At 48.5% G+C, this 13,609-nt stretch carries 11 protein-coding genes; 8 read left to right on the forward strand and 3 right to left on the reverse strand.

The genetic code is table 11. From position 1 onward, the window contains the following. Positions 1–136 precede the first annotated feature (136 nt). Both J07HQW2_RS09860 and J07HQW2_RS09865 read left to right on the forward strand, forming a co-directional pair. On the forward strand, positions 137–1,144 hold the full coding sequence (locus J07HQW2_RS09860; RefSeq protein WP_021055345.1) for an ABC transporter ATP-binding protein: 1,008 nt from the start codon (positions 137–139) through the stop codon (positions 1,142–1,144). Then, positions 1,141–2,061, forward strand: coding sequence for an ABC transporter permease (locus J07HQW2_RS09865; RefSeq protein ID WP_021055346.1), 921 nt, complete (start codon positions 1,141–1,143; stop codon positions 2,059–2,061). The genes J07HQW2_RS09860 and J07HQW2_RS09865 overlap by 4 nt, the downstream gene beginning before the upstream one ends. Before the next feature lie 78 nt (positions 2,062–2,139). On the opposite strand, the gene ligA is transcribed toward J07HQW2_RS09865, so the two are convergent. After that, positions 2,140–4,323: an NAD-dependent DNA ligase LigA gene (ligA, locus tag J07HQW2_RS09870; protein ID WP_021055347.1), complete on the reverse strand. Its 2,184-nt coding sequence runs from the start codon at positions 4,321–4,323 to the stop codon at positions 2,140–2,142. Positions 4,324–4,647: 324 nt separating this feature from the next. On the opposite strand from ligA, the gene J07HQW2_RS09875 reads away from it, so the two are divergent. From J07HQW2_RS09875 to J07HQW2_RS09885, 3 genes are all read left to right on the forward strand, one after another. Next, positions 4,648–6,000: an O-acetylhomoserine aminocarboxypropyltransferase/cysteine synthase family protein gene (locus J07HQW2_RS09875; protein WP_021055348.1), complete on the forward strand. Its 1,353-nt coding sequence runs from the start codon at positions 4,648–4,650 to the stop codon at positions 5,998–6,000. Next, on the forward strand, positions 5,997–7,205 hold the full coding sequence (gene metX / locus J07HQW2_RS09880; RefSeq protein ID WP_021055349.1) for a homoserine O-acetyltransferase MetX: 1,209 nt from the start codon (positions 5,997–5,999) through the stop codon (positions 7,203–7,205). Before J07HQW2_RS09875 ends, metX begins: the two co-directional genes overlap by 4 nt. Before the next feature lie 106 nt (positions 7,206–7,311). After that, on the forward strand, positions 7,312–8,550 hold the full coding sequence (locus tag J07HQW2_RS09885; protein ID WP_021055350.1) for an MFS transporter: 1,239 nt from the start codon (positions 7,312–7,314) through the stop codon (positions 8,548–8,550). A 172-nt stretch (positions 8,551–8,722) separates the two neighbouring features. Here J07HQW2_RS09885 and J07HQW2_RS09890 read toward each other — a convergent pair whose 3' ends face one another. Both J07HQW2_RS09890 and J07HQW2_RS09895 read right to left on the reverse strand, forming a co-directional pair. After that, the gene (locus J07HQW2_RS09890) at positions 8,723–8,983 is read right to left on the reverse strand and encodes a VOC family protein (protein ID WP_021055351.1); all 261 of its coding nucleotides are present in this window, start codon (positions 8,981–8,983) and stop codon (positions 8,723–8,725) included. Between the two features lie 127 nt (positions 8,984–9,110). Next, the gene (locus J07HQW2_RS09895; protein WP_303704063.1) at positions 9,111–9,470 is read right to left on the reverse strand and encodes a zinc ribbon domain-containing protein; all 360 of its coding nucleotides are present in this window, start codon (positions 9,468–9,470) and stop codon (positions 9,111–9,113) included. Positions 9,471–10,358: 888 nt separating this feature from the next. On the opposite strand from J07HQW2_RS09895, the gene J07HQW2_RS09905 reads away from it, so the two are divergent. The 3 genes from J07HQW2_RS09905 (at position 10,359) to J07HQW2_RS09915 (ending at position 13,521) form a co-directional block, all read left to right on the forward strand. After that, positions 10,359–11,828 (forward strand): RecJ family nuclease, encoded by a 1,470-nt coding sequence (locus J07HQW2_RS09905; RefSeq protein ID WP_021055353.1) that lies wholly within the window; start codon positions 10,359–10,361, stop codon positions 11,826–11,828. 295 nt (positions 11,829–12,123) lie between these two features. Further along, positions 12,124–12,321 carry a DUF7859 family protein gene (locus J07HQW2_RS09910; RefSeq protein ID WP_303704064.1) on the forward strand — a complete coding sequence of 66 codons (198 nt, stop codon included), beginning with the start codon at positions 12,124–12,126 and terminating at the stop codon, positions 12,319–12,321. Positions 12,322–12,330: 9 nt separating this feature from the next. Next, a complete protein-coding gene (locus J07HQW2_RS09915) occupies positions 12,331–13,521 on the forward strand; it encodes an inorganic phosphate transporter (protein ID WP_021055355.1) in 1,191 nt (396 codons plus the stop codon). Positions 13,522–13,609: the final 88 nt, after the last annotated feature.

Consider the following 13,609-nt stretch of genomic DNA (forward strand, 5'->3'; position numbering starts at 1 on the left):
ACAGATCAGTTCTGGATTAATAATGATGCTACAGTTTATTATCTATATTGACTGAAATGAGAGACAGAGGGCATGAATAAAGACGCTCGGATGCTATTACCGAACAGTTTACCGGCAGACTGTATAATGGTACAGTATGAGTGCGATTGAGTTCGACGGGGTGACAAAGCAGTTCGGCGATATCACTGCTGTTTCAGATCTCTCTTTGAAGATTGAGACTGGCGAAGTATTTGGATTTCTTGGTCCAAACGGTGCCGGTAAGTCGACGACAATTAATATGTTGCTTGATTTTGTTCGACCGACGACTGGAACGGTCACAGCACTTGGTGTTGACGCACATACAGATAGCGTCGCTGTTCGCCGCCGAACTGGAGTTCTCCCGGAGGGATTCGATGTTTATGACCGTCTTTCTGGACGGGCTCATATTGAATTCGCAGTCGACTCAAAGGAGGTTGATGTTGATCCAACAGCGATACTTGACCGTGTTGGACTTATCGATGCTGCCGACCGACCGGCCAGTGGATATTCAAAGGGGATGCAACAACGGCTTGCACTGGGGATGGCGCTGAGTGGTGATCCAGATCTGCTTATTCTTGATGAACCTGCATCTGGACTTGACCCTGCGGGAACGAAAGCGATGCGCGATATTGTACGTGAAGAAGCAGCCAACGGAACGACCGTATTTTTTTCAAGTCACGTGCTTGAGCAAGTCGAAGCAGTTTGCGATCGTGTTGGAATTATGCAGGCAGGCAACTTGATCGCAGTGGACTCAATTGATGGACTTCGGAAAGCCGCCGATGTTGAGACGATTGTTTCATTGACGCTTGCTGCAGGTGATATAGATACCGCAGTGAATACAGTTTCAGATATCAAAGGGGTTGATACAGTGACGCAAAATGGATCACAATCGATTCAAGTTTCCTGTGAGAGTGCTGCAAAGACAGCTGTGATAACGGAACTAGAGACAGTCGGAATCGATGTTGCCGACTTTGAGACCGAATCAGCATCACTCGAGGATCTATTTCTTGCATACACTGAGAGTGATGATGCTGTTAATTCGGCAGAATCAAACAGAGAAACAACTCAAAGCACAAACACAGCAACCGTTCCAACTGAGACAGATGAGGGAACCGTTGAGCAATGACTTGGGAAGCAGTAGCAACAAAAGAATTTCGTGATGCAGTCCGCTCACGGTGGCTACAGGGGGCAACGCTTGTTCTCACCATCCTCATAGCTGGTACAACAGGGGTAGTTTTCGGATTTATATTCAGTTCAGAGGCACAAGAAGTATCACTCCTGTTTGGCACTTTCATTAACCTCGGGTTATTTAATTTTTCATTTACAGGACTCATTGGACTTATTCTCGGATTTATTGCGCTTTCGACAACATACGGGTCAATTACTGATGAGCGTGCATCAGGATCGATTAAACTGCTTCTCTCGCTTCCAAACGATCGGCAAGATGTTGTTGTTGGTAAGTTCCTTGGTCGTACTGCTGTGGTTGTTGCATCGCTGGTTATTGCATTTGTGGTTACATTTGTGATACTCATCACAACGGGAACCCAGCTTCAACTTGGGATGTTTCTTCCACATATCGCACTTACAATGTTATTAGGTATTGTTTTTGCCGCTATTGGTCTCGGCATTTCTGCGGCAGCGAACTCAAACCGGGAGGCAACTCTCTCAGCGATGGCATTGTATTTAGTGTTTGCACTTCTGTGGGGAGCAGTTGCCAGTGGAATCCCACGAATCCTCTCAAGAGCGACTAATCAAATAAATGAACTCTCATTATCAGAGACGACACAGGCAACACTTACACTTGCAATATCGTATGTGAATCCCCTTCGATTGTATGAGACACTTGCCGCACAGTTGTATAGTTCACCGGCTAGTGCTCGGCTTGTGAATACATCATTACAACAACGTTCGTTGCTTGCATCGCAGTTTGAATCGTCTGTCCCACTGTATTTCTCTGGGGGAGCACTGCTATTTGTCTTTATTCTGTGGGCGATTCTCCCTATTGTTGTAGGATATGTCGCATTTGAGCGTCGGGATCTGTAGCTATCAGATGTTTATTATTTAACTATCTATACCAAGCCGGTGGGATTCGATGAATCTCGGCTCTGTGCTTATAATAGCTTATGGCGGCCAAGTCAGTGTATCATCACGCTCTGCAAGCAGTGTTGTAAATTCTGTCTCGTCAATCTCAGGCACGTCGTTTGTCTCAGCGTCATCTCGTTTTGTTCTGCCAGGGTTGTCACCAATGACGAGATAATCAGTGTTACTTGAGACACTCCCGGTTACATTCCCACCATGGCGCTCAATAAATTCTGTTGCTGTTGCCCGTGAAACTGAGAGTGAGCCAGTAAATACAAATGTCAGATCAGATAGTGCTGCGTTTGTCGTTGCTGTTGACTGCTGTACTTCTGGCTTAACACCTGCTGAAAGAAGATTATCAATAGCAGTGCGGTTCTGTTCGTTTGTAAAGAATTCAACGATGTGTGTTGCGATGGTCGGTCCAACGTCCTCAATATCACGGAGATCGGCTTCATCGGCGTCAAGAATAGCCTCAAAATCACCGAACGTCGCTGTGAGATTCCGTGCAATACTCGGCCCGACCTCCGGGATGCCGAGACCAACGAGAAAGTTCGTAAGCGAAGGTGGCTGTGTATCGGCGATCGCCTGAATAAGATTTTCTGCGCTTGTTGTGCCCCATCCCTCAAGATTAGATAGGTCCGTGACTGACAGTGTATATAGATCAGCGAGTTCTGTGATAACACCTGCATCGACAAGTTGCTTGACGCGTTCTTCTCCGAGTCCCTCAATGTCCAGTGCTGAGCGGCTTCCATAATGAATGACTGTTCGGACGAGTTGTGCGTTGCATCTAAGTCCACCTGTGCAAAATGCTAAGGGACCATCTCGCTCAACGGGACTGTCACAGATCGGACACCGTTCTGGAAAATTGAATGCATCCGTTGCACGTTTCTCTGTTACCTCAGCGACTTCGGGAATGACATCACCGGCTCGGCGAACCCGTACCTCATCACCAATACCTACGTTGAGTCGATTTATTTCTTCAGGGTTGTGTAGCGATGCACGTGATACAGTGACACCGCCGACATCGACTGGATCAAGCAATGCTACAGGTGTTAATCGTCCTGTCCGCCCAACCTGAACGACAATATCTGTAATGTGTGTAATTTCCGCACGAGGAGGGAATTTGTACGCAAATGCCCATCGGACCGACCGACTTGTCGCCCCTAGCATCTCTCGCTTGTCTCGGTCATTGACTTTGATTACAGTACCGTCAATTTCATAATTTAATTCTGCCCGCGCTGCTTGAAGCATATCTCGATAGGCAATCGCATCATCAATTGAATCGACACGACTGATTCGTTCATTCGTCCGCATGCCCCATGATTGTAACTGATTCAGCGTTGTCCATTGATTGGGTGGGACTTCTGTTGCATCAAGAATATCATAGAAAAAACATGATAACGGTCTATCAGCAACGACATTTGGGTCAAGTTGCCGAAGCGTCCCAGCGGCAGCATTTCGTGGATTCGCGAATGGTTTCTTATCTTGTTCGACTCGTTTGCGGTTATATTCATGGAAGCCCGCTTTCGGCATATACACTTCCCCACGAACAGCGAGATATGAGGGATAGTCACCATGGAGTTTGAGTGGCACTGCACCAATTGTTTCCACTTGTGTGGTTATATCATCACCGCGGCTGCCATCACCACGTGTCGCTGCACGAATATACTCGCCATCTTCATAGATCACCTCAACAGAGAGACCGTCAAATTTCGGCTCACAGATATACTGTGGGTCGTCGACAGCATCCCGAATGCGTTCATCAAAATCTCGAACCGAAGAAACAGCCGTTGATTGATCGATTGAGAGCATCGGGGTGACATGTTCAACTGTCTCAAGTTCATCAACCGGTTCACCGCCGACACGACGTGTTGGACTCGTTTCAATATTGAGAGCAAGGGTATTTTCAAGTGCCTGAAGCCGATCAAAAAGTAAGTCATACGATCGATCAGAAATAATAGGTGAGGCTTTGATGTAATATTGATGATTATGCTCTCTAATTGCCTCACGGAGTTGTGTCGTCTGCTCGATTGCGGTTTCTTCTGAGAGTTGTTCAATTGGACGGAAATCACTATCTGGGTCGGTCAGATATGGGTTATCTGGATCGGCGTATCCGAGAGTTGTCTCACCATCGTCGTCGATTGTCTGAGTAGTTTGACCGCCGTCGCAGATGAGTTGTGGTTGTTGATGAAAGAAAGCAAGGTCAGATACCGGTGATACAACCATACTAATATTCTTACTAATTGATATTATCGGAGTAATCGAATCAGAAATTATTGTGGAGATATAACTATATGTATTTGTGAATATCGCTTTGGGTCTGTATGCCCGTCTGAGTGCCAACAGCAGTCTATTGATCATATTGTACCATAGTGTTCCAGGCGATTATCATAATCGCCTGCCAGTCGTACGTGTAATTGTAGTAAGGAATCTTGTGTCTGTATCGATAATAGGGTAATACATGACGTGTCCACAGAGTAAAATACCAAACGATAGCTATTATTCCGTAACCAACGGTTATAAGATAGTGCGCGATTATGCATATCATACATGACTGATGGGTTCAGAACCCGGAGCCTGCATGCCGGGCAGGACCCGGATGAGACAACAGGGGCACGCGCTCCACCGCTTCATCAGACTACCTCATATGTTTTTGAGGATGCTGAGACGGCTGCTGATCTATATGCACTCGCACCAGATGCTGACGGCGACGTATACTCACGAATTTCAAATCCAACTGTCCGCAGTCTTGAAACCCGACTAGCGGCTCTTGAGGGGGGTGTCGCTGCTGTTGCAACCGCGTCTGGAATGGCTGCACTCGATGCAGCGACAAGCGTTCTTGCACGCGCTGGAGACAATATCGTGGTTGCAGCCGATATGTATGGTGGTACAGCGACGTATTTTCGCCAGATGGCGACCCGACGTGGAATCACAATCCGGACTGTCGATACGCTCGCATATGATAAATATAGTGAGGTAATCGACACCGACACTGCCTTTGTTCACATCGAAACGATTGCAAATCCATCACTGAAAACACCAGATATCGAGCGAATCGCTGATATTGCACACACGGCTAAGACACCACTTGTTGTTGACAATACGTTCGCAACACCGGCATTGTCACGGCCAATTGAGTATGGTGCAGATATCATCTGGGAGTCAACAACAAAATGGCTGCATGGGTCTGGAACGACTATCGGCGGAATCCTCGTTGACGGCGGAACATTTCCATGGGAGCATGCTGATTATGATGAGCTCTCAGGCGAGAATCCTACATTCGGGATTGATTTCGTTGACCGATACGGAGCAGCCGCCTTCGCACATGTCGCCCGCCAGCGTGCGCTTCGGACACTTGGTAATCAACAATCGCCGTTCGATGCATGGCAGACAATCCAAGGTCTTGAGACGCTTCCACTTCGCATGGAACGTCACTGTGCGAACGCAAGGACGGTTGCTACGTTCCTTCGTGATCACGAGGACGTGGCGTGGGTTTCATATCCAGGATTTAGCGACCATCCAACCCATGATACAGCAACGCAGTATCTCGGGACTGACATTGTCGAAGCAGGCTATGGAGGGATGCTCACATTTGGACTTGAAGATGGGTTTGAGGTTGCAAAGCGGACCTGTGAAGAAACATCATTGATATCATTCCTTGCAAATGTCGGCGATGCAAAGACACTGATTATTCACCCAGCATCAACAACACATGCACAGTTGAGTACCGAAGAACAACAAGCAGCTGGACTTACGTCGGATATGCTTCGGTTATCGGTTGGGCTTGAGGACCCCAATGATATTATCGATGATCTTAATCAGGCAATCCACTCAGCAACGATAATATCAGAAGAGAACAGTGATAATAAAAATACACCAACAGAGGTAGTTTCCTCAGAATGAAAACTGCGAGTGGGAAAGCAGATCTTGGTCAATTCGACTTTGCCTGCGGTGATAAAATCGAGTCACTTGAAGTCGCATACGAGACGTATGGCGAGTTTAATGGCGATAATGCAGTTTTGATCTGTCATGCACTTACCGGCAGTCAAAATGTTGCTGGCTACACCGGTGAGGAAGCTGATGGTCAAGCCCGTGCTTGGTGGAATGATATTGTTGGACCAGGAAAGGCGGTTGACACGACCGAATACTATGTTGTTTGTGCAAATGTTCCTGGATCATGTTATGGAACAACTGGTCCAGCGTCGACGGACTCAGAAGGTGAAGTCTATGCAACAGAATTCCCACCGGTGACCGTTGGAGATTGGACTCGAGCACAACGTCAGGTTCTTGATACACTCGGCGTCGGTCGACTTCGTGCTGTTGTTGGTGGAAGTGTCGGTGGCATGAACGCGCTCGATTGGGCAAGACGATATCCTGATGATGCTGAATGTATTATTGCTGTCGCCGCTGCCGCTCGGCTTGATGCACAGTCACTTGCACTTGATGCAATCGCCCGTCGAGCGATTACGACTGACCCTGACTGGAATGATGGTGAGTATTATACGACTGATACAACACCGACAGACGGTCTTGCAGTTGCTCGTCAGATAGGGCACGTGATGTATCTCTCAAAATCATCAATGCAACAGAAGTTCTCCCGTCGAGCAGCCGGTCGTGATGCCCGTCGCGACTCATTCCCTGTCGACCCAGCAGCGGCGTTTTTTCCATACCGCGATGTTGAGTCATATCTGGATTATCAGGCTGAGAAGTTCGTTGAACGGTTTGATCCAAATTCATATTTATATCTCACACGTGCAATGGATGATTATGATCTTGCAGAGGGATACGAAGACGACGCTCGTGCCATTGCTGCCTTTGAGGGGGAGACGTTATTAGTATCATTTACTGGCGATTGGCATTTCACGACTGAGCAGTCTGAAACGCTCGCTGAGTCATTTCGCTCTGTATCGACACCGGTTGCACATCACGTGATTGAGTCTGATCACGGACATGATGCGTTTTTAGTCGAGCCTGACAAAGTTGGACCTCCACTCCGAGATTTCCTCGCTGATGGTATCAATGGTCGAGCAGTGCATGATACGGCTGAGTCAAGTACCGATGATGATAATGGATTTGCGCCAGTTCATGCATCGTTATTTAGCCGATAACCCACATTTCAATATCAGTTTCACAATCCTATGCTTGATAGATGATTATTGAATATAGAGATAGACAGATGAGTGTATCGCAAAATCGACATTATGAAACCGCTAGATGGCAGAGACGCCCGTTGTGAGTGGCGTTTTCTCGGAGCGGTGGCGACCGGTTGGGCTTGTCGCTGGATGGCAGACTGCTGCGAGTTTGTGTTATTATAGCATCTTTGCAGCGACTGATTTCGTTCGCAATACATTCGCGCTTTCAGAATCACTTGTTGGGTTATTTCTCGCTGCAGCGCTCATCGGATATACCCTTGCGTTGTTTCCAAGCGGAGCTGCTGTGGACGGATATGGAGAGCGCCCCGTGATGATCGTTGGACTCCTTGGGCTCGCGGCTGCAGCAGTTGGCGTCTCGTTTGCTCCAACATATCTGACAATTCTCATAGCGGCTGGGGTGCTTGGTGCTGCGTACTCAACGGCGATGCCAGCCTCAAACCGTGGTATTGTCGCCAATGCCCCCGCTGGACAAGCAAATCTTGCAATGGGGCTGAAACAAGTTGGTGTCACAACGGGGAGCGCAGCAGCATCTATTGTTATCACCGGCGTCGCCGCAGTAGTGGTGTGGCCGGTCGGGTTTTGGATAATCGCCATCATCGCCGGAGGGTACACACTCGGGTTTGGCAGAACATACACTGGTAAGCCCGGATCGGGCGAAATTACCATCCCAGATATGTGGGGGCTAATCAAGGGTCGAAGATATGCGCTGCTTATTGTTGCTGGATTATTTATTGGCGCATCGATCTTCAGCATGCTTGGATATATTGTATTGTACGTTGTTGATGTCGTGCGTCTTGGTTCACGCGTTGGAAATCTTGGGATCACCGCCACCATTATAGGAGGTGGTGTGCTCGCACTGACACAACTTACCGGTAGTGCTGCCCGTATTGCGGCTGGAAGTCTCGCTGATCGATTACGTAGTCATCAGATGGCTGATTCACAGGGATCCGCACTCGTCGCCGCTGCTCAACTAACACTTGGGACAGTGCTGTTTATTACACTCGCAGTCGGTCCACAGTCAATATTAGTCGTTATTGTGGCATTCATCGGTCTTGGATTATCGATTCACGGCTCTCCAGGGGTGTTTTATTCGTGTCTGGCAGATCTTGTTGATGATACTGAGCTTGGCGCTGCGACTGCAGGGGGGCAGATAGCAATCAACATTGGTGGTGTACTGACACCACCATTGTTCGGAATTATTGTTGAAACATCAGGATATAATCTCGCGTGGGTTCTACTCGCAGGACTAAGTGGAATTGCAGCAGTACTATTAGGTCTTATCGTTTATATTAGTCGGTAGGAAATATTGTTCGTTTTGTTGATCATCTTACAGTAATAATAGCACGGAAGTCAACGAATATAGTTACGAGAGATATTCTATTTATATAGCTATTTTATTTTATTTTATTTTTAATTCTCCAGGAGACATGACTGTATCCTCAGAGAAGCTATGTTGTGACCCGAATCAACTATTACTTTGCTTCGAGTAGTTCAACAATATTCTCCTTGGAATCTTTACAATAAAATCGTGGCGTGATACCGAAATCAGCAGGCTCGCTCGTCACCGCGGCGCCGGCATTGACTACCCGATTATGCCATACATCGATATCGTCAGCCTCAAACGCGAAATGATGTGCACCAATACCATTATTACCGACACCTACAGCAGACTCGTCCAGTGGTTCGTGATATTTGACCAGTTCAACTGCACAACCTGGTGCCTCAAGAAACACCGCCGACAGGTCGTGTCAGAAACCCCCAAGTGAACTACCCCGCCCTACTCAACGACATTCCGTGTTGCTTCCTTGATGGCGGAGCTTCCTGCTTCTGTGACGCGACTTGCATCCACAATCATATGGACTAATCCTTGCCATTGTCAGCGGACACAGCGATTACACTTCCCACAGGCGTTTCTTCGGAGTGAATCACTACCACTCCTACTCCTCGCTTCTTTAGTCCTCGTGAGAGGACGTTCAACGCCGCATTCCAATCCCTCCCCGCCCCGCCCCGCCCCGTCTCAAACCCACACGTTGGACATGAGCGTTCACGAACTGATAACCGCTTGTACACACTCGTCCCACACAACGCGCAATCCAAGGTTGTGTTCTCGGGGTTGACTGTGACCACGTAGCACCCATTTTTTACCATGGTGTTGGAAAATACTGATGAAGCCGCGCCAGATTCAGCCTTGCTCCGGGCGTTTTGCGAGCCTTTCAGCATCTCTCTCACATTCACGTCTTCGAGGAACACTGCTTTATGATGGGCCGTGTAGTATTGTGCGAGCTTGTTCTTGAATTCCCAGTTCTTCTGATTCATCCGAGCGTGGATGTTCGCAACCTGTCGTTGTTTGTCCTAGTTGCGAGACTCGTACTCTACGTGACACTCCAGTACTCACGTGGGTTCTTCCAGTTCAGCGAGCCTGCGCTGCAGCCCTTCGCTTTGAGTTTCCCAAGGTTGGTGATGTTTCGAGTGATGCGCTCAGCATGGGTTTGTAAAACTTTTGAGTACACGTCGTTCAAGTCTGTACTCCATGTTTTCAGTTCGGGTGACTCGTCCCGGATTTTGGTGACTCGTTGTTTCACGGGTCCTTCCGATTCTGTGATTTGATTGAATCGATAGAGACCGTGATTGTGAATTACCTCGGGGACAAGCCCCGACTCTGATTCCCTGGTTAGGCTACGCTGCCCTGCCCTGCGCCCCGGCAAGGGAATTTCAGTCAATTCCTCCCGACCTTTTTGTCCTCCGTGAGGGGTCGGCTGGAAGTAACATCCGAACACCCGATGTGTCCGTGGGAGCCGGTCACTCTACCATGACCCGGTAAAACCCCCGTCCCCGTCGCACCGCCACTGGCGGATGGTGAGAAGGACCACATTTCCAGACTATCGCAGCCAGCAGTAAATGAAGGTCGGTGATCCGTCTGTGAGATTTTCTGTCTGTCCTGTCCCATGAGTTATATAGCGTAGTAACTATTTATGCCGGCTTTACGATTCGGGGTCACATCAGTACAGTATCAAAGCCCCGACCCCAGGGCACTCGCCTTGCTTATCTGTAGAAATTAATGACAGCCTCGTTAGAATTAAATCTGTGCCGAAAGAATGTATAGTAACCGTGAGTGTAAACGCGGATACAGCATCGCAATCAGATATCATCCCGGTCCCAGAGCTTGAGGAAAAAGCAATCGCCTGTGCAGAACGTCTCCACGCAGCAGAGTGTGTTCTCATTGCCTCACATATTGACGCTGATGGATTGACGAGTGCTGCGATTGCAGCAAAAGCACTTGAACGGGCTAATATTCCGTGTGAGACGGTGTTTGCAAAACAACTTGATGCCAACGAGATCAAACGAATCGCAGCAACTGATTACGATACCATCTTATTCACTGATTTTGGGAGTGGACAGCTCGATATCATGGATCCATATGTCAGTGGTGGACATTTTGAGGCGGTCATTGCTGATCATCACCAGCCAGCGCTGACCAGTGATGACAATCCAGCAGTTCAATCACAGCATCATCTGAACCCATTGTTGGTCGGGATTGATGGAGCAAGTGAACTTTCAGGGGCAGGTACAAGTTATGTCCTCGCGCGAGCACTCGCGAATGCTAGCACAGAGGAAAATAACCGGGATCTCGCTGCTCTTGCAGTTGTCGGGGCGGTCGGTGATATGCAAAGTTCAGTAGGTGGACTTACCGGTGCGAACGCAGCGATCGTTGAAGAAGGAGTAGCCGCGGGCGTCATTGAGGAAACGACAGATCTCCGCATATACGGCCGGCAGACTCGTCCACTTCCGAAACTGCTTGAATACGCAAGCGATGTGCAAATACCGGGAATCACAAATAATGAATCCGGCGTTGCAACGTTCCTCAATGATATTGATATTCAAACGCGGTCAGATGGCGAGTGGCGTCGGTGGATTGATCTGACGATGAATGAACGGCAAACTGTTGTGAGCGGACTCATTGACCGTGCAATTGCGTCTGGCGTTCCAGGTGAGCAGATCAATGATCTTGTCGGAACAACATATACACTCACTGCAGAGGCGCCTGGCACAGAGTTGCGCGATGTGAGTGAATTCTCAACGTTACTGAATGCAACCGCTCGGTATGGCAGAGCCGATGTTGGACTTGCAGTGTGTCTTGGTAACCGTGGCGCTGCATTGACACAAGCCCGTCATTTATTACAGACACATCGACAGAATCTTTCAGAGGGACTTCAGTGGGTCACTTCGAAGGGGACAACGACCGAATCAAATATACAGTGGTTTGATGCCGGTGGGCGAATCCGGGAGACAATTGTCGGTATTGTTGCTGGGATGGCGGTTGGAGGTGAGGGGATTCAGGGTGATCTCCCTATCTTAGCATTTGCTGAGAAATCAGACACAGAAATAAAAGTGAGTGCACGTGGGTCACAACGGCTTGTTCGTAATGGACTTGATCTCTCAGCAGTGATGCAAAAAGCAGCAAGCGCTGTCGGTGGTGAGGGTGGAGGTCATGATATTGCTGCGGGAGCAACAATCCCGATGAGTGAACGCTCAACATTCGTTGAAATAGCCGATAAGACTGTTGGCGAGCAAGTATAATTCACTTTAGAGACATATCTTCAGAAATTGCATCCTTTGGATTCATCTCAGTGGATTCACTTTATGCGAGATTATGAATAGAGGTCGCACCCCTGCAGTAATACGATTATATCGCATATCGCATATCGCATATTTCACGAGTTGTCGGATAACAACTGACGACACCGTATAATCAGTAATCCCGAGTATGGTCTGTCGAAAGTTCCAAGTAGGCAAATAATTCTAGTTAATAATATTCATCTGCACTCACTGGAATGGCGAAACGACTATACTCACGCCTATGAAACAGCCGGATATGCTCTTCCGAGAGCGAGCATACATCAATACAATTGTTGGACAAGTTGACACCGTTGTTGAATTTGTGGTGTCACATCCAGCACTCATTGTGCTGCTCGCAATGCTACTTGGGTTCACCTTCTTCTCATATTTATTCATCAGACGGATACTTACCGGGCTTCGTGAGGGGTATGATGAGAGCTATCGGGAGAGCTGACGGGCGATAATGGTCGGCGTTGGAACACTCTTGACGCTTGGTGTCGCTACATCAGCAAGTTTGTTCATGGCATGGTCAATTGGCGCTGGGTCCTCAGGATCAACGCCATTTGCACCGGCAGTCGGAGCGAATGCAATCTCAATAATGCGGGCTGGATTCATTGTTGGATTGCTTGGGCTTGCGGGTGCTGTATTACAGGGAGCAAATGTTACACAAGCAGTTGGGTCGGAACTTGTAATCGGTAATGTGCTCACTGCAACAGCATCTATTGTTGCGTTACTCACCGCTGCAGCACTTGTTGCAGTTGGTGTGTTTGCTGGGTATCCAATCGCGACCGCATTCACTGTCACAGGGGCCGTAGTTGGTGTTGGGCTTGCAAATGGCGGATCACCGGCAATATTGAAATATCGAGAGATCATGACGCTATGGACGCTCACACCAATTGTTGGTGGTGGGACTGCCTACCTAACCGCTCGGGTGCTACGACACGAGATTGTTGCTGAACAAATAGCCATTCCAGCCCTCGCAGGACTAGTCGGAGCACTCGTTGCAAATATTCGATTTGCAGTGCTTGGAGGTGAGCGTGGGCGGTCAATCGCAAATGCCGGTGCTGAAACACTGCTAGTGGGAGGAACCGGAGGTAACCTTCTGATTGGAGCGCTCATCATAACGATTGGGTTCACACTCATCAGCGCGGTATTAGTATATCAAGATATGAAACAAAGCACGGCACGTGGACAGCGGCGATTCCTGCTTGTCCTTGGCGGACTTGTCGCGTTCTCAGCTGGTGGGAGTCAAGTCGGTCTTGCGCTTGGACCACTCGTACCACTTCTGGATGTGGTTGCTATTCCACTACCACTCGTGCTTCTTGGCGGGGGAATTGGACTTCTCATCGGGTCATGGACTGGTGCCCCTCGAATGATTAAGGCACTCGCACAAGATTACTCCTCACTTGGACCACGCCGATCAATTGCTGCGATGATTCCGTCATTCGCGATTGCACAAACCGCGGTTGCACTTGGGATTCCAGTCTCATTCAATGAGATTATCGTGAGTGCTATTATCGGAAGCGGCTATGCTGCTGGCGGATCCGATGTAAGTCGAGAGAAGATGGTCAAAACAGCGCTTGCATGGATTGGCTCGCTTGCACTTGCGTTCGCACTCTCATATGGTCTATTTGTTATCATCGATAGTATATGATGAGTTGACAGTCAGCGTATAGTAACTGGGAAGTCTTTATGTATGCCTGCGCGATATTTAGGATAGTGATTGAGTGGGTGCTTGATCT

This window comes from Haloquadratum walsbyi J07HQW2 (assembly GCF_000415985.1).
Lineage (GTDB): Archaea > Halobacteriota > Halobacteria > Halobacteriales > Haloferacaceae > Haloquadratum > Haloquadratum walsbyi_B.